Annotated in this window: 20 protein-coding genes; 17 read left to right on the top strand and 3 right to left on the bottom strand. The window is 66.0% G+C overall.

Annotation, left to right across the window (positions count from 1 at the left end; translation table 11 throughout):
• Nucleotides 1-2: 2 nt before the first annotated feature.
• The 16 genes from J2S76_RS11185 to J2S76_RS11110 all read left to right on the top strand — a co-directional run bounded on the left by J2S76_RS11185 (nt 3) and on the right by J2S76_RS11110 (nt 21,047).
• A complete protein-coding gene (locus tag J2S76_RS11185; protein WP_307060467.1) occupies nt 3-1,805 on the top strand; it encodes a cobalamin B12-binding domain-containing protein in 1,803 nt (600 codons plus the stop codon).
• Nucleotides 1,802-2,710, top strand: coding sequence for a dihydrodipicolinate synthase family protein (locus J2S76_RS11180; protein ID WP_307060465.1), 909 nt, complete (start codon nt 1,802-1,804; stop codon nt 2,708-2,710). The genes J2S76_RS11185 and J2S76_RS11180 overlap by 4 nt, the downstream gene beginning before the upstream one ends.
• Nucleotides 2,711-2,720: 10 nt before the next feature.
• Nucleotides 2,721-3,770, top strand: a complete 1,050-nt coding sequence (locus J2S76_RS11175) for a proline racemase family protein (protein ID WP_307060463.1) — start codon at nt 2,721-2,723, stop codon at nt 3,768-3,770.
• Between the two features lie 9 nt (nt 3,771-3,779).
• Nucleotides 3,780-4,631: an alpha/beta fold hydrolase gene (locus J2S76_RS11170; protein ID WP_307060461.1), complete on the top strand. Its 852-nt coding sequence runs from the start codon at nt 3,780-3,782 to the stop codon at nt 4,629-4,631.
• A gap of 223 nt (nt 4,632-4,854) precedes the next feature.
• The gene (locus tag J2S76_RS11165; protein ID WP_307060460.1) at nt 4,855-5,760 is read left to right on the top strand and encodes a GNAT family N-acetyltransferase; all 906 of its coding nucleotides are present in this window, start codon (nt 4,855-4,857) and stop codon (nt 5,758-5,760) included.
• A 37-nt stretch (nt 5,761-5,797) separates the two neighbouring features.
• On the top strand, nt 5,798-6,664 hold the full coding sequence (locus J2S76_RS11160) for a hypothetical protein (protein WP_307060458.1): 867 nt from the start codon (nt 5,798-5,800) through the stop codon (nt 6,662-6,664).
• Between the two features lie 368 nt (nt 6,665-7,032).
• Nucleotides 7,033-10,698 carry a PAS domain S-box protein gene (locus J2S76_RS11155; protein WP_307060456.1) on the top strand — a complete coding sequence of 1,222 codons (3,666 nt, stop codon included), beginning with the start codon at nt 7,033-7,035 and terminating at the stop codon, nt 10,696-10,698.
• Between the two features lie 194 nt (nt 10,699-10,892).
• On the top strand, nt 10,893-11,825 hold the full coding sequence (locus J2S76_RS11150; protein WP_370874730.1) for an ABC transporter substrate-binding protein: 933 nt from the start codon (nt 10,893-10,895) through the stop codon (nt 11,823-11,825).
• A gap of 75 nt (nt 11,826-11,900) precedes the next feature.
• Nucleotides 11,901-13,535: an amino acid ABC transporter permease/ATP-binding protein gene (locus tag J2S76_RS11145; protein ID WP_307060455.1), complete on the top strand. Its 1,635-nt coding sequence runs from the start codon at nt 11,901-11,903 to the stop codon at nt 13,533-13,535.
• A gap of 45 nt (nt 13,536-13,580) precedes the next feature.
• On the top strand, nt 13,581-14,819 hold the full coding sequence (locus tag J2S76_RS11140) for an acetamidase/formamidase family protein (RefSeq protein ID WP_307060453.1): 1,239 nt from the start codon (nt 13,581-13,583) through the stop codon (nt 14,817-14,819).
• Between the two features lie 125 nt (nt 14,820-14,944).
• Nucleotides 14,945-17,305 carry an acetamidase/formamidase family protein gene (locus J2S76_RS11135; protein ID WP_307060451.1) on the top strand — a complete coding sequence of 787 codons (2,361 nt, stop codon included), beginning with the start codon at nt 14,945-14,947 and terminating at the stop codon, nt 17,303-17,305.
• 176 nt (nt 17,306-17,481) lie between these two features.
• Complete coding sequence (locus J2S76_RS11130) at nt 17,482-18,639, top strand: extracellular catalytic domain type 1 short-chain-length polyhydroxyalkanoate depolymerase (protein ID WP_307060449.1); 1,158 nt, start codon at nt 17,482-17,484, stop codon at nt 18,637-18,639.
• A 490-nt stretch (nt 18,640-19,129) separates the two neighbouring features.
• Nucleotides 19,130-19,432 carry a hypothetical protein gene (locus J2S76_RS11125; RefSeq protein ID WP_307060447.1) on the top strand — a complete coding sequence of 101 codons (303 nt, stop codon included), beginning with the start codon at nt 19,130-19,132 and terminating at the stop codon, nt 19,430-19,432.
• A gap of 37 nt (nt 19,433-19,469) precedes the next feature.
• A complete protein-coding gene (locus tag J2S76_RS11120) occupies nt 19,470-19,712 on the top strand; it encodes a hypothetical protein (RefSeq protein WP_307060445.1) in 243 nt (80 codons plus the stop codon).
• A gap of 100 nt (nt 19,713-19,812) precedes the next feature.
• Nucleotides 19,813-20,088, top strand: coding sequence for a DUF1488 family protein (locus J2S76_RS11115; protein WP_307060443.1), 276 nt, complete (start codon nt 19,813-19,815; stop codon nt 20,086-20,088).
• 140 nt (nt 20,089-20,228) lie between these two features.
• A complete protein-coding gene (locus J2S76_RS11110) occupies nt 20,229-21,047 on the top strand; it encodes a transglutaminase-like domain-containing protein (RefSeq protein WP_307060441.1) in 819 nt (272 codons plus the stop codon).
• 20 nt (nt 21,048-21,067) lie between these two features.
• On the opposite strand, the gene J2S76_RS11105 is transcribed toward J2S76_RS11110, so the two are convergent.
• Nucleotides 21,068-21,199: a hypothetical protein gene (locus J2S76_RS11105; RefSeq protein WP_018390259.1), complete on the bottom strand. Its 132-nt coding sequence runs from the start codon at nt 21,197-21,199 to the stop codon at nt 21,068-21,070.
• 200 nt (nt 21,200-21,399) lie between these two features.
• The gene (locus tag J2S76_RS11100; protein ID WP_018390260.1) at nt 21,400-21,612 is read right to left on the bottom strand and encodes a cold-shock protein; all 213 of its coding nucleotides are present in this window, start codon (nt 21,610-21,612) and stop codon (nt 21,400-21,402) included.
• Nucleotides 21,613-22,034: 422 nt separating this feature from the next.
• Between J2S76_RS11100 and J2S76_RS11095 the strand changes: the two genes are divergently transcribed.
• Entirely contained in the window at nt 22,035-22,340 is a 306-nt protein-coding gene (locus J2S76_RS11095; protein ID WP_307060437.1) for an antibiotic biosynthesis monooxygenase family protein, read from the top strand.
• 73 nt (nt 22,341-22,413) lie between these two features.
• Here the strand turns inward: J2S76_RS11095 and J2S76_RS11090 are convergent, their stop codons facing one another.
• The gene (locus J2S76_RS11090) at nt 22,414-23,136 is read right to left on the bottom strand and encodes a carbonic anhydrase (RefSeq protein WP_307060434.1); all 723 of its coding nucleotides are present in this window, start codon (nt 23,134-23,136) and stop codon (nt 22,414-22,416) included.
• Nucleotides 23,137-23,141: the final 5 nt, after the last annotated feature.

The following is a 23,141-nucleotide window of genomic DNA, read 5'->3' as shown; positions in this document are numbered from 1 at the left end:
CCATGACCGCGCCGCTTCCCTCCCGCGACCAGTTGATTCCGCCGACCCTTCAGCCGGGCGAGGACCTCGTGGCCGCGGGGCGGGCGCTGGCCCGGGACTGGACGGTCGGTCGCAATGCCTTCCTCGACGCGCAGAATGTGGCAAGCGAGGCCGCGTATAAGCGCCGCGAGGCGGTCGCCGGGCGCGTCATGCAGCACGCCCATATCGGCTTCCGCAGTGTGGAGCGCACGGTCGCCGCGATCGCCGAAGTGCACGCCGCCTGTGCCCGGCACGGCGCCCAGGTGGACCGTTTCGGCATCACGCTCGACATATCGATGGGCTACCCGCCGGAAATGCGGAAGGGTAGCCGGCGCGGCACCGGCATCGTGCTGGAAGGGGCCGAGAGCTTCGCCCGCATCACCAATGCCGCGCCCGCCGCCGCGCATTTCGGCGACTTCATGCTGGGCCTGCCGGGGGCGCTGGAGAACACCAAGGGCGCTCTCGCCGCCGGTGCCACCGCCATCGGCAATCTTGGCCAGTACTTCACCTTCCGCCTGCCGGACTGGGACGACGATGTCGCCACCACCCACGCCACCGTCACCGCGCTCGGCCTCATCGCCGCGCAGCCGGTCGAGGTGCTGGTGCATTCCAATCTCGACGACGGCTTTGCCGGCCTGTTCGCCGATATGAGCTCGGCGCTCGGCATGGTGCTGGTGGAAAAGCACATCGTCGAGACGCTGATCGGCGCCCGGCTGTCGCACTGCTTCGGCCACCACTTCACCGCGCCGCTGGTGCGCATGGCCTTCCACGCCGCGCTGGCGCAAGTGACCGACACGCCGGGGACGATGATCTTCGGCAACACGGTGAGCTACAAAACCACCCCCGCCGGCAATTATGCCAGCCTGGCGAGCTACCTGCAGGCCGACCTCTGGGCGCTCGGGCGCCAGCCGACGGGCCATGCGGTCAATCCGGTGCCGGTGACCGAGAATGAGCGCATCCCCGATATTGACGAAATCATCGACGCGCAGATGTTCGCCCACCGCCTCGCCGAACATGCCGCCGGCTCGTCCGGGCTGATAGATACCGCGCCCGTCGATGCGCTGGCCGAGCGGCTGGTTCAGGGCGGCCGTCTGTTTGCCGCGCGAACGCTGGCCGGGCTGGAGGACGCGGGCATCGACACCGCCGATCCCGCCCAGATGATGCTCGCCCTGCGCCGCATCGGCCCGAAGCGCCTGGAGGCGGCGTTCGGCGCTGGCGTGCCGGAGGCGAAGGCGTGGAGCGGGCGCCGCGCGGTGGCACAGGCCGAATGGGTTGAGGAACTGGAGCACGCCGCGCGCGACTGGGCCGGCCGGGTGCCGCCGGCGGCCGCCGCCCGCCTCGCCGCGCGCGGCTTCACCGCCTGCGTCGCCTCCAGCGACGTGCATGAGCACGGCAAGAACCTCATCGAGCTCACGCTCGGCCATCTCGGCGTCGCCACGGTGGACGGCGGCACCTCGGTCGATGCCGACGACCTCGTCGCCACCGCGCTGGCCGCCGGCGCCGACATCATCGCCATCAGCACCTATAACGGCATCGCCCTGCGCTACGCCCGCGAGGTGATCCAGGCGCTCGCCCGCGCCGGGGCCGACCTCCCGGTCTGCATCGGGGGACGGCTGAACCAGGTGCCGGAGGATTCCAATTCCGGCCTGCCGGTCGATGTCGTCGCCGACATCGCCGCCCTCGGTGTCGTGCCCTGTCTTACCCCCACTGCACTGATCGATCACCTCACTGCACTCATCGACCAACCCGCCGCCACCCGTTCTGTCTTCCGAAAGGACACGCGATGACCCGCTGGACCGGAGTCTTTCCCGCCGTCACCACCAAGCTCAAGGAGGATGAAAGCCTCGATCTCGCCGCCACCCAGGCCAGCATCGACCGGCTGATAAACAACGGCGTGTCCGGCGTTATCGTGTTGCCAATGCTGGGAGAAAACGCCTCGCTGACGGCGGCCGAGCGCGAGAGCGTCATCCTCGCCGCCAAGGAAGTCGTCGCCGGCCGCGTGCCGCTGCTCTCGGGCCTCGCCCATGTCGGCATGGCCGAGGCGCTGGCATCCGCCCGCCATTACGAGAAGCTGGGGGCGCAGGGCCTGATGGCCTTCCCCTCCATCGCCTATAAGAGCGACCCGCGCGAGACGGCAGCCTGGTACCGTACCCTGGGCACGGGCTGCGGCCTGCCGATCATGATCTACAACAACCCGATCGCCTATGGCGTCGATGTAACCCCCTCTATTCTCAACGAAATCGCGGATGTGGAGACCATCGTCTGCATCAAGGAGGAGACCGGCAACATCCGCCGCGTCACCGACCTCTATAATGAGTGCGGCGACCGCTTCTCAGTGTTCTGCGGCGTCGACGATCTGCTGCTGGAAAGCGCCGCGCTTGGCGTCACCGGCTGGGTGTCGGGCATGACCAACGCCTGGCCCGCCGAATGCGTCGAGCTTTTTAATCTTTGCATGGCCGGACGTTACACTGAAGCCCGCGCGCTTTACCGTATTCTCACGCCTGCCTTCCACCTCGATACTGACGTCAAGCTGGTGCAATACATCAAGCTGGCGGAGAAGGTGACCTATGGCGCGCCCGAATGGGTACGCGCGCCGCGCCTACCGCTCATTGGGACGGAGCGCGAGCGGGTGCTCGGCGTCCTTGAGGCGACGGTCACGGCGCTTGCCACCACCCCGCGTTCGGCAATCTGAGGAGAGCGCGATGCGCTTCAGCCGCATGATCAATGTCGTCGGGGCCCACGCTGCCGGCGAACTCAACGAGGTCATCACCGGGGGCGTGCGCGACGTTCCCGGCAAGACCATGTTCGAAAAGATGAAATATGTGCAGACGCATCGCGACGAGCTGCGCCGGTTTCTGCTTAACGAGCCGCGCGGGCGCGTCTCGCAATGCGTCAATCTCGTGCTGCCGCCGACGACGCCGGAAGCCGACGCCGGCTTCGTCATCATCGAGTCCGACTATTACGTACCGATGTCGGGTACCAACACGATCTGCACCGTCACCGTGCTGCTGGAGACGGGCATCATTCCCATGCAGGAGCCGGTCACGCATCTGGTGCTGGAAGCGCCCGCCGGGCTTGTGAAGGTCTCGGCTGAGTGCCGCGACGGCAAGTGCGTGAACGTGACCTTCGACAACGTTGCCGGCTTTGCCTTCGCGTTGGACCGCGAGGTCGAGGTGCCGGGGCTCGGCCGCATCACCGTGGATGTCGGCTATGGCGGCATGATCTACGCCATCGTGGACGCCGCATCGCTCGGTTTCCGGCTGGAACTGAAAGAGGCGGCGCAACTCGTGGAGGTGGGAGAGCGCATCAAGGCGGCGGCGGCCGAGCAAATCCCCTGCGTGCACCCGGAAAACCCAGAGATCCACACCATCAACCAGACACTCTTCGCCGGGCCGCTGGAGCGCGACGAGCAGGGGCTGGTGTCCAGGAACACAGTCATCGTCTCGCCGGGTCGGCACGATCGCTCGCCTTGCGGCACCGGCACTTGCGCGCGCATGGCGGTGCTGCATGCCAAGCGCATGCTGCAGGTGGGCGAGCGCTTCCTGCATCGCTCGCTGATCGGCACCGAGTTCATCGGCCGGCTGCGCGGCACCACCGAGCTCGGCGGCCTGCCGGCCGTGTTGCCGACCATCACTGGGCCGGGCTGGATCACCGCGTTCCATCAATATGTGCTCGATCCGACTGACCCGTTCCCAGACGGCTTCCGACTGGGCGACACCTGGCCGGGATACACGGGCGAGCAGCCGATCTGAGGTCCAGCCATGCCCCTGATGACGACATCCGATGGCTGCCGCGTGCACTTCGAGGTGCGAGGCGCCGGCGGCCCCGCTGTGGTGCTGATTCCGGGGCTCGGTGGTGACGGGCGCTTCTGGGAACCGGTCGCGGAGCGGTTGCAATCGCGCTTCCGGCTCTTGATTGTCGATCATCGTGGCGCTGGGCGCAGTGACCGGCCGGCGGGGCCCTACACAATCGGGCGCATCGCCCGCGACGTCGTAGAGATCATGGACGAGGCCGGATGGGCGCGGGCCCATCTTGTCGGCCATTCCACGGGCGGCGCCGTGGTCCAGACCCTCGCCCTCGACAGCCCGGCGAGGGCCGACCACCTCGTGATTTCCGGAAGCTGGCCCGGACCGGATGCGCGTTTTCGCACCCTGTTCGAGGCCCGACTCGCCCTTCTCGAAGCCGGCCGACCGGATATCTATCAAGCTTTCACCCATGTGCTGGGCTATGACGCGGCTTGGATCGCCGCCCATGAGGCCGATCTCGACGCGGCGGTTCGGCGAGCGGGGCAGGCTCTGGCGCCGCTCCCGGTCGCGATCGCCCGCATCCGCATGCTGCTCGCGTTCGACCGGGCGGGGGAACTCGGCCAAATCCGTGCGCCGACCCTGATCCTGGGCGCACGCGATGACGAGATGATCCTCTTTACGCAGTCCGAGCGCCTTGCGCGTGACATTGCGAGCGCAACGCTTGTCGCGTTCGATGGTGGACATTTCTACCCGCGCACGCGGGCAGACCTGTTCGCCCAGCACGTCGCGGATTTTCTTGTGCCGGGTAGCGCTCCTGCGCCAAATGAGGACGCGCCCCCCGCGCAGCGGGTCGACGGGCCTCGATAGCCTGCGAAGGCTCGGAAGTTTTTTGATTAAGTTTGCCCTTTAAAATCAATTCCGTAGCATTTTACGTCCCTAAAGTGAGGCGGGCCCTTCTGATATGGAGGGTTTTGCAGAGCATGATACCTCTGGCATCGATCTGTGCGGTCGGCGATACTGCAGCCGGGGACTGTCTTGTCCACCGAGGACAGCCGCGTTCGTCAATCATCACTCCAGGCAAAACTGACGTATGGTTCTTGATTGTCCATTTAACTCGGAGAGCTACGCGTCTGGCTTGATGGGAGCGCCGGAACGCGGCGCGCGCAGCGGCTTGATGGTTCTCCGGCGCTCGATCGCCGGCACGGATTTGCATGATGGCGTCGGACCATGGCCCTATCTTTGGATTGGTGGTGGCGAGGATGTAAGGGCGCTCCACGAGGATTTTCGCCACCTCGTGACGATTACTGCAGTGACGCAGCCTGGCTATGTGCCGCATGGATCCATGGGCAACCCCACACTGCTCAAGCAGCATTTCGTCTACGATCCACAGCGTCCGGACGTTCCGATGAGCCGGCGTACGCGACTGCGCCTGAGCCGCTGCGAGGAGCGTGCTGAATTTCGCCCTGTCACCCAGATGACCTGCCGCCTGCAGATGGCGGACATTCATGCACGACTTCTGGCGCGTCGGGGACTGGCAGGCAGCTATGTCGATTTTCCACGCGCGCACTTTGAGACCATCGCGCGCCTCGAAAGTGGCGTGTTTTTCGAGGTTCGTGACGCACAAGGAATTGGTGCCATGGCGTGCGGCGTGCTCTTCGGGGACATGCTGCAGATCCTGCATATGGCCAGCACGGATGACGGGCTTCGGTGGAATGCGTCCTATCTGCTGATGGCGGGATTGCAGCGACAAGCGAGGGAACTCGGCGTTCGGCTGTTGACGGGAGGAATGCCGGATTCCGGCACAGATGGGCTGAGGCTGTTCAAGCAGCGCTGGGCAAACCATTCCGAGCCGGTCTACCTGCTGCGCATTGTCAATGACGCAAGGGCGTATAGGGCACTTTGCGCCGAGCGAGCTCCGGACACACGTTACTTCCCCGCCTACCGCGCCCGAGAGGGCGTCGCCAGTGAGGCTGCGCCCACACAAATGTGCGCCTAGCACGTTGTAGACGCCGTGTTGCGGAATAGAGACTCGCATGAAGTACATCTTCATTATCTTGGCGCCGCCCTACACGAGCAAAAGCTCTGGCGTGCGTGCCCTTTACCGGCTCTGCCATCATTTGAATGAGGCCGGCTACCCCAGCGCCATAAAGGCGGACCGCGAAGTGCGGCCATCCGATTGGAATGTTCCGTTTCATCGAGGCGCGGTGGGAGACAGCATTGTCGTCTATCCCGAGATCGTTTCGGGAAATCCACTCCGTGCAGGGAAAGTGGTGAGGTGGGCGCTCAATGATCCCGGCTTGCTGGCCGGAGACACGACCTATCCCGACGAAGAAATGGTGTTCGTCTACGATCCGCAAAAACTCGAAACCGTCAGCCGGGCCGTGAGCGAGCCTCTGGGCCCCAACCGCGTATTGTGGACAGGACTGATCGATCCGGAAGTCATCTTCCCTGATGCGTCAGTGCCGAAGACAATCGACTGTTCTTTCACGCACAAGGGACGTGCCCTCCGGGAGCGATTCCCTTTACCACCGGGCTTGTCTATCGAAGCTTTGGAAGACCGGACGCCGGATATGGCGGCCCTCGGGGATACATTGCGGCGCACCCGGACCCTCTACTCCTATGATCACTATAGCAATGTTCTGCGCGAAGCGGCGATTAGCGGTTGCGATATCAGGGTGATAAGCGAGGAGGAGGGGTGGCACGATCCGCGGGGCTGCTCTTGTCAGAAAAACATCTGGTGGCAGGACAATCTGGTCGAAAACTATGCCCGCAAGTTTAGGGACAGTTCGTTCACACATGACTTTGTGCGCGAAGTCCACACGCGCTGGCCTGTGCCAGAGGCGGCCCCTCTTCGAAAGCAGAGCGACAGATTTTGGAAGGTGTTGTGGCCGCGTCGCTGAAATGAGCGTTGGAGCCGACGGCCAGAGATCCATTATTCCTTCGGCTAGGAGGAAGGTGGAGGGGTGATCGGTGACACCAGGCGTCCTCGGTTCGCCGTTCGATTGCTGCAGCGAGCGCTGCAGGGTATCTCCCGCCGACGGCCCAGCGAGCGCGGTTCGGAGGCGCCTGTGGCAGGGATTGTCTCGCCATTTCAGATTCTGCCGCCACGGCCGCAGGGCCTGTTGTGGCATTGTCCCTCGAATCCGGTCCGAAGCGGCCTCTTGGGCTCGCAATCAAAACCCCGTTCACGAGTGGAACTGGAACGATATTTGTGCGTTCTGGCAGGTCGAAGCCCTGTCCGGCCGGGTTCAGGGCAGACGCTAGTGTCATGGGGTTTGACGTGCGGCTGGACGAGAGCGTCGTTGCCACCGATCGCGCATCTTCTGCCGGCGGTGGGGCACTTGCGCGCCGCATTGCGGAGTTTGACTGGGCCTCAACGCCGATCGGCCCACTTGGAGCCTGGCCCTCCAGCCTGCGCAACACGGTCAGCCTGATGCTCGCCAGCCCCGTGCCGCTCGTGCTGCTGTGGGGCGTGCACGGCGTGATGATCTATAATGACGCCTATTCCGTCTTCGCCGGCGGGCGAGACAGCCGTCTTCTGGGGTCGAATGTCCGGGAAGGTTGGCCCGAGGTCGCCGACTTCAACGACAATGTCATGCGGGTGGGCCTGTCGGGCGCCACGCTCAGCTACCGGGACCTGCCGCTGACGCTGCACCGCGACGGCCATCCCGAGCAGGTGTGGCTCAATCTGGACTACTCGCCGGTGGCCGGCGATGACGGCACACCCGGCGGCGTCATTGCCGTCGTGGTGGAGGTGACAGAAGCGCACCGGACCCGGGTCGCTCTCGAGGAGAGCGAGACGCGGCTGCGCTTCCTCGACGCTCTTGGGCGTGCGGTGGCCGAATGCCGCGACGCGGGCGAAATTCTCGCCATCACGACCCGCATGACGGCGGAGCATCTCGCCGTCTCCATCTGCGCCTATGCCGACATGGACGAGGATGAGGATGGCTTCACAATCCGCGGCAACTGGCACGCGCCTGGTTCGCTCTCGATCCTCGGTCATTATCGCCTCGCGGATTTTGGTAGCCGTGTCTCCGGCGAGCTCAGTGCGGGCCGCCCGCTCATCCTCCGTGACACGGGTGTAGAGCTTCCCTCGCAGGAGGCCGCCGCTTTTGCCGCCCTGGGCGTCGCGGCGACGATCTGCATGCCGCTGTTCAAGCAGGGGCGCCTCATCGCGCTGATGGCGGTTCACGACAAGGTGCCGCATGACTGGTCCGATTATGAGCTGAGCGTGATCCGCGAGGTCACGGAACGGTCTTGGGCGCATATTCAGCGCGCCGGAGCCGAGGGCGTACTTCGCGAGCGCGAGGCTCATCACCGGCAGATTCTCGACAGCGCCGTCGATTACGGCATCGTCGCCACCGATCTCGACGGGCGCTGCACCCTGTGGAATCGTGGCGCCGCCGAGATGCTCGGCTGGACCGAAAAGGAAATGCTGGGCCAGCCGGTGGACGCCTTCTTTACGCCGGAGGACCGCGAGGCCGGCCGGCCGCAGGCCAAGCGCGACGAGGCGCTCGCCTCCGGCCGCGCCCATGACGCGCGCTGGCATCTCAACCGCTCGGGCGAACGCTTCTGGGGCCTGAGCGAGATGATGCCCCTGCGCGACGCGGCCGGGACGCCGATCGGCTTCGTCAAGCTCATCCGAGACAGGACGGCTGAATATGCGGCGCAGGAGGCGCTTCGCCAGAGCGAGGAACAGCTGCGTCGCGCCCAAGCGGCGGGTGGGGTCGGGCTCTTTTCCATCGACATCACCAGCAACGTGATCCACGCTACCGCCGAATTCTGCCGCCTCTTCGGCCTGCCCCCGGCCGCGGAAATTCCCGCGTCTATGGTCGAGCGGCTGGTGGTGCCGGAGGATGCCCTGCGCATTTCCAACGTCGTGAGCCGCGAGGGGGGATCGGCGCTGCTCGATGTCGAGTACCGTATCCGCCGGCACGACACGGGCAAGGAGCGGATCATCGCGCGCAAGGCAGGTTACGAGCGCGACGAGGCCGGCCGCCCGGTTCGCATGGTCGGCGCGGTGCAGGATGTCACCGACCGGCGCCGCACCCAGATGGCGCTGGAAAAGAGCGAGGCGCAGTTCAGCGCGCTGGCGCAGAACATGCCCAACCAGGTGTGGACGGCCCGTGCCGATGGCGCACTCGACTGGTTCAACGACCAGATCTACGTCTATTCCGGCGCCGCGCCCGGCAGCCTCGACGGCGAGGGCTGGACCGGCCTCGTGCAGCCCGACGACCTGCCGAACGCACGCGAGCGCTGGGCGCGGGCCGTGGCCTCTGGCGCGACCTATGAGACAGAGATGCGCCTGCGTGACGCTGGCGGCACCTATCGCTGGCATCTGGCGCGGGCGGTGCCGCTGATCGATGCTCGAGGCTTGATCAGCGCCTGGGTCGGAACCAATACCGACATCGAGGCACAGAAGCGTGCCGAGGAAGCCTTTGCCCAGGATCGCGACCGACTGTGGCGGATCAGCCAGGACCTGATGCTGGTCTGCGATTTCGAGGGCACTATCACGGCGGTGAACCCTTCGGCAGAGCGGCTGCTCGGCTGGGACGAGGGCGAGATGGTCGGCCGGAGGGTCGCCGACTTCCTGCACCCGGAAGATCTCGAAGCCAATGCCCGCGAACTGGCCAGTTCTTCGGGCGGTGCCGCCACCTTCGCTTTCGAGAACCGCTATCGCACCAAGGCGGGTGAGTACCGCCTGCTGGCCTGGAGCGCCGTGCCCGGCAATGGCCGCATCCATGCGGTGGGGCGCGACGTCACCGAACAGAGGGCAGTCGAGGAGGCGCTGCGCCAGAGCCAGAAGATGGAGGCGGTCGGCCAGCTCACCGGCGGCATCGCGCATGACTTCAACAATCTGCTGCAGGGCATCACCGGCAGCCTCGATATCCTCGGCAACCGCATCGCCCAGGGGCGTACGGACGACCTGGCGCGCTGGGTGGGCGGGGCGCGAACCTGCGCAGACCGCGCTGCCGCGCTCACCCATCGCCTGCTCGCCTTCTCCCGCCGTCAGCCGCTTGATCCGCGGCCCGTGCGCGCCAACCCGCTCATCGCTTCGCTGGAGGACATGCTGCGGCGGACGCTGGGCGAACGTATCGAATTGGAGCTGGTCCTCGGCGGCGGGCTCTGGCTGACGCGCTGCGACCCCAATCAGCTTGAGAGCGCCATCCTCAACCTGGCCATCAATGCGCGTGATGCCATGCCGCAGGGTGGCAAGCTGACCATCGAGACCTGCAACGCCCATCTCGACAGCCTGTTTGCGGCGCGCGAGCGCGAGGTCAAGCCGGGCCAGTATGTCTGCATCTGCGTCACCGATACCGGCACCGGCATGAGCCGGGAGACGATCGCCCGCGCCTTCGAGCCCTTTTTCACCACCAAGCCGATCGGGCAGGGCACCGGGCTCGGCCTTTCGATGGTCTATGGCTTCACGCGCCAGTCGGAAGGCTATGCACGCATCTATTCCGAGCTCGGGCAGGGGACCACCATCAAGCTGTACCTGCCTCGCTATCGCGGCGACGATGATGCCGAGGACGGCGGGGCCGGTCCTGGCGAGGCCCCGGGGACGGAGGCCGGGGAAGTCGTGCTGGTGGTCGAAGACGAACCGGTGGTGCGTGGGCTCATCGTCGAGGTGCTGAACGAGCTCGGCTACCGCGCCATCGAGGCGGCCGACGGTCCGAAGGGGCTGGAAATCCTCCAGTCCCGCCAGCGCATCGATCTGCTGATCACCGATGTCGGCCTGCCTGGCCTCAACGGGCGACAGGTCGCCGATGGTGGGCGCGTCTCCCGGCCCAGGCTCAAGGTGCTGTTCATGACCGGCTATGCCGAGAATGCCGCGCTGGCATCGGGTTTTCTCGAGCCCGGCATGGCGATGATCACCAAGCCGTTCGCCATGGACATTCTGGCGACCCGCATTCGCGAGATCATCGAGAGGTAGCGCCGGCGAGGCGTGAAAGCCTCGCCGGGCGAAAACTGCTCATTAATTAGGCTGATATGCCTGCGCGTTGGCATCTGCCCATCCAACAATCGGTGCGCCCTCAGACAAGTCTCCTCGACCCCTCCTGCGTCACACTTCGGGCCTCGCTATCCGTCTGGCCGTCCCTCGGGGCACGCTAGCAGAGGAGAAGTTACGTGGCACACGCTCTCGACATCCGTTCCGGCAGGCCGCGCCTGTCCGTCGTCTCGCACCTTCGCTCGGCCCTCTTCGGCGCCCTTGGCCTGGCCCTCGCCACCGGGGGGCTGACCGCCGGCCTGCCGCAGATGGCGCAGGCCGCCACGCCGGAAGCCTGCGCCACGCTGCAGGCGAAATATCCCGACCTCAAGGGCAAGACGCTGGTCAACGCCATCAACCCGCACACGCCGGGCTATGAGACGATCGACCCCAAGGATCCGACCAACTATATCGGCTTCGATATTGATCTCGGCGAGGCGATCGGCGACTGCCTCGGCTTCAAGCTGACCTACAAGGCGGTGACGTTCGCCTCGCTGCTCACCACCCTGCAGGCCGGTCAGGCCGATATCGTCATCTCCGACATCTACGCCACCAAGGACCGCGCGAAGGCGGCGGACTTCATCACCTATCTGAAGGTGTATGACGGGGTGCTAGTGGCCAAGGGCAACCCGAAGAAGATCACCGGCATCGACGCCTCGCTGTGCGGCGCGGTGGCGGCCGAGAATACCGGCTATGTTGAAGTGCCGCTGATCCAGGCGCTGGAGCCCGCATGCAAGGCCGCCGGCAAGCCGGCGCCGGAAATCCTGCTGTTCGACAATAACGCCAACTGCATCCAGGCCATCCTCGCCGGGCGCGCCGATACCTACATCAACGACGTCAACACCGTCGACGGCGCGGTGAAGGCCTATCCGGACAAGCTGGACAAAGCGACGGCGGTCACGCTGCCCTATTCGGTCGGCATCGCCGTGCCGCGCAACAACATCCCGTTCCGCGACGCGGTGATGGCGGCGCTCACTGCGCTGCAGACGGCCGGCGTGCAGGCGGAGCTGATGAAGAAGTGGAACCTGCCCGCTGACCAGCTTGAGGCCCCCAAGCTGGTGCTCGCCGACTGACCTCCCGAGGCGCCGGCACCGGCGGCCGCGCGTTCCCTTCGCGGCCGCCGCTCTCCTCCGTTGCGAAGAAGGCCAATGGATCTTTTCCTGCATTATCTGGGCATGCCCTACCTCCTCGACGGAGTGGGCTACACGCTCCTCATCACCGTGCTCGGTCTGCTCGGTGGGCTTGTCATGGGCGTCGTCCTCGCGGCCATGCAGCTCTCGCGCTTCCGCACGCTGGCGATTGTCGCGCGGGCCTACGCCATCGTGTTCCGCGGGACACCTCTGATCCTGCAGATGGTGTTCTGCTACAACGCCCTGCCGCTGATTGGCATCAAGCTCTCCGCCATCTCCGCCGCCAGCCTGGCGCTCGCGCTCAACGAGGCGCCGTTCATCGCGGAAATCCTGCGCGCCAACGTGCTCGGGGTGGAGCGCGGGCAGGTGAGCGCCGGGCAGGCGCTGGGCATGACGCCGGCCGCCATCATGCGCCGCATCATCGCCCCGCAGGCAATCCGCTCCATGGTGCCGGCGCTCGGCAATGAGGCGGTGAGCGCGCTCAAGAACTCCTCGCTCGCCTCCGTGGTAGCGGTGCAGGAATTGACCCTGCGTTCGACCCAGCTGGCATCGGCCACCTTCGATTTCTTCTCCATCTTCTTCGCCTCCGGGCTGATGTACCTCGTGCTCACCGGCGCCATTGCGGTGATCCAGATCGTGGTCGAAATGCTGCTCGATCTCGACCGGCCCCCGCCGCGCGAGCAGCTGCGCCGTTTCTTCCGGGTGCTGGTGCCGGGCCGGCCGGATGCCTTTCCCGAACTGGCGGTTCCCGCGACCGGCGTCACCCCGCCGGATGTCGCCCGCGAGATCGTGGCCGAGATCGTCGCCGATCCGCTGCCGCCCGCCTCGCCCAAGCCTGTAAGTACCGGGCGAGACCCCGCCGCCCGCGCGGCGCGTCTCGCTGGCAACAATATCGCCGTGGAGGCGCGGAGGCTGCGCAAGAGCTATGGCGCGCAGACCGTGCTCGACGGCATTGACCTGACCGTGCGCGCGGGCGAGGTGGTGGCGCTGCTCGGCCCCTCGGGTTCGGGAAAGTCCACCCTGTTGCGCTGCATCAACCGGTTGGAAGGCTGGGAGGACGGCACCGTCCGGGTCGGCGGCCGGTCGTTGGGTGTGGACGAAAACGGGCGTCCGCTCTCGCCGCGGATGACGGCGCAGATGCGCGCCAGCGTCGGCGTCGGCATGGTGTTCCAACAGTTCAACCTGTTCGGCCACCTGACCGCCCGCGAGAACATCGCCGGCCCGCTGCGCTGGGTGCAGGGGCTCTCGCGCTTCGACGCTGACCGTCGCGCCCGCGATCTTCTGGAGCGCATCGGCCTTGCCCACCGGGCTGACGCGTTGCCGCGCCACCTGTCCGGAGGCCAGCAGCAGCGCGTCGCCATCGCCCGCGCTGTGGCACCGTCGCCGACCGTGCTGTTGCTCGACGAGCCGACCTCCGCCCTCGATCCCGAACTGGTCGGCGAGGTGCTGGAGGTGATCCGCCGGCTGGCGGTGGAGGAGGGGCTCGCCATGATTATCTCCACTCACCAACTGCGCTTCGCTGGCGATGTTGCCGACCGCATCATGTTCCTGTCCGGCGGCGTGATCGTCGAGGAAGGGCCGGCCGCGCGCCTTCTCTCCGCCCCCTCCCACCCGCTGACCGCACGCTTTCTCAGCTCCATGACCGCCGAATAGGTGTGCTGCCTTGCAGCCGCCCGTTCCTGTTTCCCGAGGTTCGACATGACCAAGCATCATCTGCCCGCCACGCCCGACACGGTTCATTGGGGCTATTTCAGCAAGACCCTGGCGCCGGTGCTCACGCTGAAGTCCGGCGACAGGGCGATGATCGAATCCATCACCCATCACGCCAATGACGACTATGCCCGCATGATCGAAGGCGACCGGGCGGCGGAGGAGATCTTTCTCTGGACAAAGGACCAGAAGACCCTGCGCCGTCGCGGCGCCGGAACGACCGACGGGCCCTTCACCTATGGTGCCGGCGAGGGGCTGGGCGTGCACCTGCTCACCGGCCCGGTGGCAGTGGAGGGCGCGGAGCCAGGCGACATCATCGAGGTGCGGGTCATCGACACCTGGCCGCGCCCGAGCGCCAACCCCGCCTATGCCGGGCGCTTCTTCGGCTCCAACCCGGCGGCCAATTGGGGGTTCCAGTACAAGGACCTGATCGAGGGGCCAGCCCCCCGTGAGGTCGTCACCATCTATGAGCTCGATATGGGCGACGCCTCGGTGAAGGCGCTCTATTCCTATCTCTGGACGCCGCAGACCGATCCCGATGGCATTACCCACCCGACCATCGACTATCCCGGAGTGCGGGTTGACCACACCACGATCGTGAAGAAGGAGGGGATCCTCCCGGGCATCAAGGTGCCGGCGCGACTGCATTTCGGCACGATGGGCCTTGCCCCGGCCGAGGCCGACTTCGTCTCCACCATTCCGCCGAACTACACCGGCGGCAACATGGACGACTGGCGCATCGCCAAGGGCGCGCGGATGTACTACCCGGTCGCCGTGCCCGGCGGGCTGTTCTCCTGCGGCGACGCCCACGCCTCGCAGGGCGATAGCGAGTTGTCGGGCACCGCGATCGAAATTTCGCTCACCGGCGAGTTCGAATTCATCCTGCACAAGAAAGAGGAACTTGACGGCACCATGCTGGAGGGGCTGACCCACCCGCTGCTCGAAAACGACGATGTCTGGTCGGTCTATGGCTTTAGCGTCGCCAATTATCTGAGTGAGCTCGGCCCCGACCACCAGAGCGAAATCCTCAAGCGCGGCAGCCTCGACAGCGCCATGCGCGACGCCTTCCGCAAGCTGCGGCGTTTCCTGATGACCACGCAAAAGCTCTCCGAGGACGAAGCGATCTCGCTGATGTCGGTGGCGGCCGATTTCGCCGTCACCCAGGTGGTCGATGCCAATTGGGGCGTCACCGGCTCGATCCGCAAGAGCCTCTTCCCGGCGCGCTGACGGCGCCGGCACCTCCTCGGCGTCGCGCGCTCCGGCGCCGGCATCGATGAGGCACGCTTCTTGCTGGCAGATGGCGCTGCTGGCAGCAGGCCCTGCTGGCCGGAAGCCATGCCGAGGCGCCGCCGATGAACGCTCAACCCTTTACTAGCGAGTCCTATTCGGGCGACGCGGGCGAGGCTGCGTGGCAGGACGTGCTGCGCGGCTTCGGCCTGCAGTCGCAGGGTGCACGGCACGGGTCGCCCGCCCATGCCAGCGCGCTCTCGCGCCTGTCCTCGAGCGGCGTGCGGCTGGGCAAATTCTCGGCCGACGCGCAGAGCCTGCGCTCTTTGCCGCCCAGCGCCGGCCTGCCGCTGCTGTTGATTCCGGTCGAGCACAGTACGGTGCTGGTGGCCGGAGACGACCGGCAGATCGTCGCCACCGGCCAGCTCATCCTCGCACCGCGCGGAGCGGACTGGCAGCTGCAGTTCCAGCGCGGGCTGCGGGCCGTGGTGCTCTCCGTCCCGGCGGAGGCGTTTCGCGGCCGCAAGGTGCCGCCGCTGGCCGCCGCCCAGCCGCGCGTTTTTGGGGCGGAGGGGCTGCCGGATATTGTGGGTCGCACCGCGCTCGCCACCGCCGAGGCGCTTGATCGGCTCTCCGAATCGGAATGGGAGGCGGTGGCGCAAAGCGCAGCCGAACTGCTGCTGGCCTTGTCCAGCGAGCTGGTGGCGGCGACCAGCGACCCGTCCTCCAGCCGTGCGGCGCTGCTCCAGCGGCTCTACGCCACCATCGAGCGCAGCATTGGCAGCGAGGACATCTCGATCGCCGACATCGCCCAGGCCGAGGGCATTTCGGAGCGCTATGTGCAGAAGCTGTTCGAGGGAACGGGCGAGAGCTTCAGCCACTATCTGCGCGAGCGACGGCTGCAGCGGGCCTGGCACGACCTGGCCAACCCGGCCGAGGCCGCCGTGCCGATCGCCGAGATCGCCTATCGCTGCGGCTTTGCTGACGCCGCCCATTTCAGCCGCCTGTTCCGCGAACGCTTCGGCCTGCCGCCGCGCGAGCTACGCCGCCGCGAAGTCGACCGGCAGACGCACAGCGCGGTGGCGAGCGGGCAGCGCGGCTGGCCGCAGGAGGCACTGGTCCAATTGCGGGCGCGTCAGGTCGCGAGCGGGCCGGTGCGCCGGCCGGCGCTGCGCGAGGATGGCGAGGTGGGGACACCTGTGTCGGAGGCGCCGGCGCGGCACTATCTGCCGGTCCACGCCCAGCATGTGCACTGGGGTTATTTCAGCCGCTCGCTCGAACCGCTGATCGAGATTGCCTCCGGCGACATCGTCACGGTCGAGACGCTGACCCAGCACGCCTCGGACGATCCCGAGCGCATGATCGAAGGCGATCCCGGGGCGGAAAGCGTGTTCCACTGGACGTCGACCGACAAGACGGTGAACCGGCGCGGCGCTGGCCCGCTCGACGCCTCTGTGTTCGGGCGCGGCGCCGGGGAGGGGTTCGGGGTGCATATCTGCACCGGGCCGATCGCGGTGCATGGGGCGCAGCCGGGCGACGTTCTGGAGGTGCATATTCTCGACATCGTGCCCCGCCGCTCGCGCCATCCCGCCCATGCCGGCCGGGTGTTCGGCAGCAGCGTGGCGGCCTGGTGGGGCTACCACTACTCCGAACTGCTCAGCGAGCCGCACCCGCGCGAATGCGTGACGATCTATGAGATCGTCACCGATACCGACGAACCCTACGCCAGGGCTCTTCATTCCTACCGCTGGGAGCCGCAGACCGACCCGTCCGGAGTCCAGCATATGCTCTATGACTATCCCGGCGTGTTGGTTCGACCCGGCACCGTGACCTTGCAGGAGAAGGTGCTGAATGGGGTGCGAATTCCGCTGCGGCCGCATTTCGGCGTGATCGCGGTGGCGCCGCGCGAGGCCGAACTCGTCGATTCAGTGCCTCCGGCCTATTTCGGCGGCAATCTCGACAATTGGCGGCTCGGCAAGGGGGCGAGGGTGTATCTGCCCGTGTCGGTTCCCGGGGCGCTGCTCTCCGTCGGCGATCCGCACGCCGCGCAGGGCGATGGCGAGCTTTCGGGCACGGCGATCGAGTGTTCGATGACCGGAACCTTCTGCGTCACCCTGCACAAGAAAGCCAACATCGGTGGCACCGTGCTCGCCGACCTGACCTACCCGCTGATCGAGACGCCGGAAGACTGGGTGTTAACCGGCTTCAGCCACCCCAACTACCTCGCCGAATTCGGGGCCAGCAGTCAGAGCGAAGTCTATGCCAAATCCTCGCTCGATCTCGCCATGCGCGATGCCTTCCGCAAGATGAGGCGCTTCCTGATGTCCACGAAGGCCTTGAGCGAGGATGAGGCCGTGGCGTTGATGTCGGCGGCCGTGGATTTCGGCATCACCCAGGTGGTGGACGGCAATTGGGGCGTCCATGCCATTCTCAGCAAACGACTTTTTGCGCAGCATGAGCCCGGCGAGAGGGGTCTCGGAAGCTGACCGATCCGCGCTCCGCCCGGAACTCTCCCTGGCGCGGTTGCGGTTCTGCGGCGTCCCTGGAGCTGTCACGCCCGCGCGATGGCTCTTGTTTTTGTGCGGTGCAGCAACGATGTGGATGTCAAGGCGTTAAGCCCCATACCGTCCAGCTACTGGGCGCCGCAGCCAGGAGACCTCCCTTGCGGACAATGTCGGATACCATGGCCCTTCTCGCCTCGCTCGGCGCGGGACAGGGCACTCCCTTCTCGGCAGGCCATGCGCCCGGCCGACTGCTGCCGCTTGGCGACTTCGGATCGAATCCCGGTTCTCTGAGGGGCCTCTACCACCGGCCTGCGGATCTGCCGGAAGGCGCGCCGCTTGTGGTCGTGCTGCATGGCTGCAAGCAGAGCGCGGGCGAATATGATCATCGCGCGGGCTGGTCGGAGTTGGCCGATCAGGCTGGCTTCGCGCTGCTCTATCCCGAGCAGAACCACGGCAACAATCCCAACATGTGCTTCAACTGGTTCCGCCCACGCGACGCGCGGCGCGATTCTGGTGAGGCACTGTCGATCCGCCAGATGATTGCGGCCATGGTCGAGACCCACGGGCTCGATCGCGACCGTGTCTTCGTCACCGGACTGTCCGCCGGCGGGGCCATGGCCAATGTGATGCTGGCGACCTACCCGGAGATTTTCGCCGGTGGGGCCATCATCGCCGGGCTGGCCTATGGCACCGCCACCACCGTGCCGGAGGCGTTCGACTGTATGCGCGGGCAGGGCACAGCGTCGGACGAGGAACTCTGGGCGCTGCTGCGGGAGGCATCGGCCCATGCCGGGCCGTGGCCGCGCGTGGCCATCTGGCAAGGTGCGGCCGATCACACCGTCGCGCCCTCCAATGCCGACGACATCGCCGCGCAATGGCGCAGCGTGCATCATCTCGGCGAGGCACCGACGCAGGAGGAAGTGTCTGGCGGCCGCGCACGGCGCATCTGGCGCAATGGCGCCGGCGAAGCGGTGATCGAACTGAACACGGTCGCCGCCATGGGCCATGGCACGCCGCTTGGCGAGGATCTCGGTGTCCCGGGCCCCTATATGCTGGATGTCGGCATTTCGTCGACGCGCGAGATCGCCCGCTTCTGGGGCATCGACGCTGCGGAGCGGGCTGCGGCCAAACCGTCGCCCTCGCCCAAGAAGAGCCGTCCGGCGGCTCCTCCGGTACCCGCCATCCGCTCTTCCCGCCAGGACGAACGGACCGAGACCGACGCGCCGGGCGCCTCGTCGCGGCGGGCCGTCAAGGGATCGGACGGTGTCAGAGGTATCATTGAGCAGGCCCTGCGTGCGGCCGGGTTGATGCGCTAGCGCCCTTCTTGATGAGCGCACGAGATGGAGGAACAAATGCGCGCGGCGATAAGCATTCGTGGAAGCGGCGCGAGCCATCATTGGCGCGCTTATCGGGTGCCCCGCCGTGCGCGGAACGAGAAAATCCAGATGCGGGGCGGCCCCGCGGCTGTAATACTTTGTTTTTTCCTTGTTTGAATCGCAATTCAAACGTACAATAGAAATTGTTCCTGATTGAGCTGACGCGGCAGTGCTGCATATCGGTGGTTCAGGATTTTGAATTTTCGACGGGCAGACAGGTGGGGCCGATGCGGCGCCCGTGTTTTCCGGCCTCATGGCGGCATTTGTCCTCCCGCGATCGCCGATTTACTGACGGTCATCGGACAGTTCCACTTTGGGCAAAGCCGGCGCGCCGTGCGCCTCTTTCCGCGTGCCCTATCGCCGCGTCACCAGACCGGCCGTGGCGACTTTACGGTCGCCCTTCCGCCTTCACAAAGGACGACATGTCATCATGACCCCCGCAAATTCCGCGTCCCGCCGCGAGCCCGCCGTCCACCGCGATCCGACGATCCATCTCTTTGCGGTCGGGCAGGTTGTGCGGCTGAGGGGCGGGTATGGCGTTTTTACCTCGCGCGTGGGCGACATCTACCGCATCACCGCGATGCTGCCGCCGAGCGGTAATGCGCTGCAATACCGCATCCGCAATGAGCGCGAGCAGTATGAGCGCGTGGCGCCGGAGGACAGCCTGGAGCCGATGCGCGCGGCCGAGCCGGGCGAAGGCTCGGCGCTTGTGGACCGGACCTTCAGCCGCTGAGGTCGGCACGTCCGTTGGCTGGCGGAGACGCGCCGCGATGAAGGTCGTGATCGAATTCTACCGCACGCGGGCTCAGGACAGCGCGCATGCGGTCGTCGGCCGCGAAGCCGTCGAGGTGCACGACCTGGACGGCGCTGTCGAGATGGCGCGGGCTCTGGCCGGCGCACTCGACATGCCACAGCGGCCCGACGCCTTGTCCATCGTCGACATGACCGGCCGGGTGCTCCTTTCAGGTGCCTTCGACAGTTTCCAGTGTCCGGACGAGGAGCCGCCGCCGTGACTGAAACGGGCATGAGCATTGAACGGGACGGAAAGGCCGGCGCGGACTGCGGACGGCATGCCGTCCGGATGGCCTTCGGGCATGCCGAGGGAGCCGTATCGTGACGCTGATCTTCCCCAATCCGAGCCGCAGTTTCGACCGCGCGCGCAGCGCCGTTCGGTTCACCGGCTATGACGGCATGTTCGAGGTGCAGTTCCTTGTCGAAATCGCCGCCCTGGGCAAGTCGGCGGCGGAGCTGCGCCCGTCGGATGGGCTGGAAACCACCTGCCTGTCTGCCTTCGATACGTTGCGCAGCTCCATCTACGCCGCCGCCAGCAAGGCCTATTCGGGGGGGCGCCGCGGGCCGCTGACCCTGACCGCCGCCGATATCCGCTGAACGCCCGAACCGATCGGCGGAAGCCGTCGCATCGGGCTTTTTGCTGCTTACCCCCTGTCAGGGGTTGGGGTGTTCGCTACGATGGGGCGTTTCGCGAATGGCGTGTACTCTGCTCCGAACTCTGATTCCGGGAATACTCCATGCTGATCCGCTACGGCTACGAGATGACGCTCACCTGCCCGCAGCCAACCGCGCTGGTGTGCCTTCTCTCGGTGCATGAGGAACGCGGGCGGGACATCCGGGCGCCTGAAACCTTCTTCACCACGCCGGACGTGCCGTCCTCGACGTATCGCGACCTGTTCGGCAATCGCTGCCGCCGCCTGGTGGCACCGGCTGGCGATCTGATGATCTGGGGCGATGCGACGATCGAGGATGACGGCGAGCTCGACCCTGTGCATTCCGAGGCGCGCGAAGTGCCGGTGCCGGATTTGCCGGACGAATGCCTCGTCTATCTCCTGGGCAGCCGCTACTGCGAAACGGACCTGCTCAGCCAGACAGCCTGGGATCTCTTCGGCGCGCTGCCGCCGGGCTGGAACCGGGTGCAGGCCATCTGCGATTTCGTCAATGGCCATATACGATTCGACTACCAGCAGGCGCGCTCGACCCGATCGGCGTTCGATGCCTACAGGGAGCGGGTCGGCGTGTGCCGCGACTTCGCACATCTAGCGGTGGCGTTCTGCCGCTGCCTCAACATTCCCGCTCGCTATGTGAACGGCCATCTCGGCGATATCGGAGTGCCGGTTGTCGATCCGATGGATTTCAGCGCCTGGATCGAGGTGTTCCTGGATGGCGCGTGGCACACGTTCGATCCGCGCAACAATGTGCGGCGGATCGGCCGGATCGTCGTCGCACGCGGGCGCGATGCGGCGGACATTCCGCTCATCAACTCCTTCGGGCCGCATCTGCTGAAGTCGTTCCGGGTGTGGACCTACGAGGTCGACGGCGCGCCGCAGATTTAGCGATCCGCAGGCGCGACGCTTCAGCCCTTCTTCTTCTTCGGCAAGGTGATCGGCGTGGATAGCCCCTTGGAGAGGCTGGGCGCCGCCGTCTCGGGAGCCTTCACCTTCTTCGGCTTCTTGGCTTCGCGATTGCTGCGTTGTTCCTTGGCCATGACGTTTTCCTGTCGGTTCGGTTGAAGGGCACTGTGACGAACGAAAAGCCCCGCAACCTCAAGGAGGAGCGGGGCTGACAGGCGCGGTGCGCCTTGTCGTTTCTGCCTTCCCGTTCCGGCCGCCAGTACATCCGTGGTCGACGCGGTAGGAAAAGGGCGATGTCGGCAAGGCCCCGGGCGGGGCCGCCAACGTCAAGCCCTCAGGAGAGCGCTTCGAGCTTGTCGGCGGTCATCTTGCCGCTGCGCTGGTCGGTGACGAGCTCGAAGCCCACCTTCTGACCTTCGCGCAGATCGCTCATGCCAGCACGTTCCACGGCGCTGATGTGGACGAACGCATCGCTGCCGCCGTCATCGGGGGCAATAAATCCAAAGCCCTTCTGGGCGTTGAACCACTTAACGGTTCCCACGGTCATGGAAAACCCTTTCGTAATTATAGACATAGCGTTCCCGCAAAGATGCGGGTCGTCGAAATTGCATTTTCAGGGATAAAAAGCCGCGCGACACACATGAATTCATGTATGAAAACTGGGCGCATTCACCGTCTATCGACCAAATCAATATGCGCCGCAAATGGTCATTATTCAAGAGCCTTTACTTTTAAATTTGGAAACCCAATCGAGCCCAATGTTCTTTCGGGCGCGGCGGTGAGTGAATACATCGCGGCCTCCGTCGCTGCCGGGAGCCATCGCAAAGCACGGCCTGCGCATGCGGGGCGCCGCCGGCCGTCGTGGGGACGAGCACGATCCGCCCGGCTTGTTGCGCCGACATGTTCGTGCTTGTGATCGCCGCAGGGGAGCGCTCCGGCGCACCGTGTCATCAGGCTTGAGGAGCGCGCATGATCATCGAAATTGCCGAACTGCGGATCAAGGCCGGCGAGGAGGCGGCTTTCGAGGGGGGCGTCGCCAAGGCGGTGCCGCTGTTTCAGCGCGCCAAGGGCTGCCATGGCGTCGCCCTGCACCAGGTGATCGAGACGCCCGGCGTCTATCGGCTCGTCGTGCGGTGGGAGACGTTGGACAACCACATGGTGGATTTCCGCAATTCCGAGGACTTCCAGCTGTGGCGCGGCCTGGTCGGAGCCACCTTCGCCGCGCCGCCGGTGGTCACGCATGAACGCACGGTCGATCTCGGCCCGTCGATCTGACGGGCGCGCCGTCCTTCAGGTGACGCCCCGGCGGGCCGTGCGAGAGCGGCCCGGTCGCGCCGGGCCGCCCGGGTCAGGAAACCAGGGTGACCTTGCCGGTGGCGAGGTCGTAAAGGCCGCCGACGACCTTCAGCTTACCATTGGCCACGAACTCGGTAATGATCGGTGTCGCCTCCGACAGTTCCCGGACGTTGTAGCGGACATTCTCTATGATCGCGGCGTGCAGCGGGTCTTGCGGATTGTCCTTCAGCGCGATCTCGACCGCTGGCTTGATGCTGTCGATCAGCTCGTCGAGATGGCCCGGCAGGCTGATATTTTCCTTCACCACCTTGATCGCGGCGCCGACCGCGCCGCAATTGGTGTGGCCAAGCACCATGATGAGGGGCACGCCGAGAAACTTCACGCCATATTCAAGGCTGGCGAGGCCGTCGACATTGACGAAGTTGCCGGCCACGCGGACGACGAATAGTTCGCCCGGCCCGCGATCGAAAGCCAGTTCTGGCGCGACCCGCGAATCGGCGCAGCTCACCAGACCGGCAAAGGGGTACTGGGCCTTGGCGCGCGCGGCTCGTCCGGCAGAAAAATCCTTGTTGGTGCTGGCGTTGGATGCATAGCGTGCGTTGCCGTCCATCAGCCGCTTCAGCGCCTCGTCGGGGCTGATGGCGTTGGGTGCTGCCTCTTGCGCCCAAGCGCCGACAGGTAGCGCCAGGCCACCGAGAAAAGCGGCCGAGGCGAGGCCGAGGCCGGTGGTGAGCGCCTTGCGACGCGACAGGGCGAAGGTGTGATCGTTGCACATGGGTG

The sequence above is a fragment of the Ancylobacter vacuolatus genome (assembly GCF_030813595.1).
GTDB lineage: Bacteria > Pseudomonadota > Alphaproteobacteria > Rhizobiales > Xanthobacteraceae > Ancylobacter > Ancylobacter vacuolatus.
The sequence above is the reverse complement of the archived record's forward strand: the minus strand, read 5'-3'. Positions and strand labels throughout refer to the sequence as shown.

Excerpts from the sequence above, each read along its gene's own strand:
- J2S76_RS11170 (WP_307060461.1), top strand. The coding sequence starts at position 3,780 with ATGCCCCTGATGACGACATCCGATGGCTGCCGCGTGCACTTCGAGGTG.
- J2S76_RS11175 (WP_307060463.1), top strand. The coding sequence starts at position 2,721 with ATGCGCTTCAGCCGCATGATCAATGTCGTCGGGGCCCACGCTGCCGGC.
- J2S76_RS11140 (WP_307060453.1), top strand. The coding sequence starts at position 13,581 with ATGACCAAGCATCATCTGCCCGCCACGCCCGACACGGTTCATTGGGGC.
- J2S76_RS11185 (WP_307060467.1), top strand. The coding sequence starts at position 3 with ATGACCGCGCCGCTTCCCTCCCGCGACCAGTTGATTCCGCCGACCCTT.
- J2S76_RS11165 (WP_307060460.1), top strand. The coding sequence starts at position 4,855 with ATGGTTCTTGATTGTCCATTTAACTCGGAGAGCTACGCGTCTGGCTTG.
- J2S76_RS11180 (WP_307060465.1), top strand. The coding sequence starts at position 1,802 with ATGACCCGCTGGACCGGAGTCTTTCCCGCCGTCACCACCAAGCTCAAG.
- J2S76_RS11090 (WP_307060434.1), bottom strand. The coding sequence starts at position 23,136 with ATGTGCAACGATCACACCTTCGCCCTGTCGCGTCGCAAGGCGCTCACC.
- J2S76_RS11100 (WP_018390260.1), bottom strand. The coding sequence starts at position 21,612 with ATGACCGTGGGAACCGTTAAGTGGTTCAACGCCCAGAAGGGCTTTGGA.
- J2S76_RS11125 (WP_307060447.1), top strand. The coding sequence starts at position 19,130 with ATGACCCCCGCAAATTCCGCGTCCCGCCGCGAGCCCGCCGTCCACCGC.
- J2S76_RS11155 (WP_307060456.1), top strand. The coding sequence starts at position 7,033 with ATGGGGTTTGACGTGCGGCTGGACGAGAGCGTCGTTGCCACCGATCGC.
- J2S76_RS11105 (WP_018390259.1), bottom strand. The coding sequence starts at position 21,199 with ATGGCCAAGGAACAACGCAGCAATCGCGAAGCCAAGAAGCCGAAGAAG.
- J2S76_RS11160 (WP_307060458.1), top strand. The coding sequence starts at position 5,798 with ATGAAGTACATCTTCATTATCTTGGCGCCGCCCTACACGAGCAAAAGC.
- J2S76_RS11135 (WP_307060451.1), top strand. The coding sequence starts at position 14,945 with ATGAACGCTCAACCCTTTACTAGCGAGTCCTATTCGGGCGACGCGGGC.
- J2S76_RS11095 (WP_307060437.1), top strand. The coding sequence starts at position 22,035 with ATGATCATCGAAATTGCCGAACTGCGGATCAAGGCCGGCGAGGAGGCG.
- J2S76_RS11120 (WP_307060445.1), top strand. The coding sequence starts at position 19,470 with ATGAAGGTCGTGATCGAATTCTACCGCACGCGGGCTCAGGACAGCGCG.
- J2S76_RS11145 (WP_307060455.1), top strand. The coding sequence starts at position 11,901 with ATGGATCTTTTCCTGCATTATCTGGGCATGCCCTACCTCCTCGACGGA.
- J2S76_RS11110 (WP_307060441.1), top strand. The coding sequence starts at position 20,229 with ATGCTGATCCGCTACGGCTACGAGATGACGCTCACCTGCCCGCAGCCA.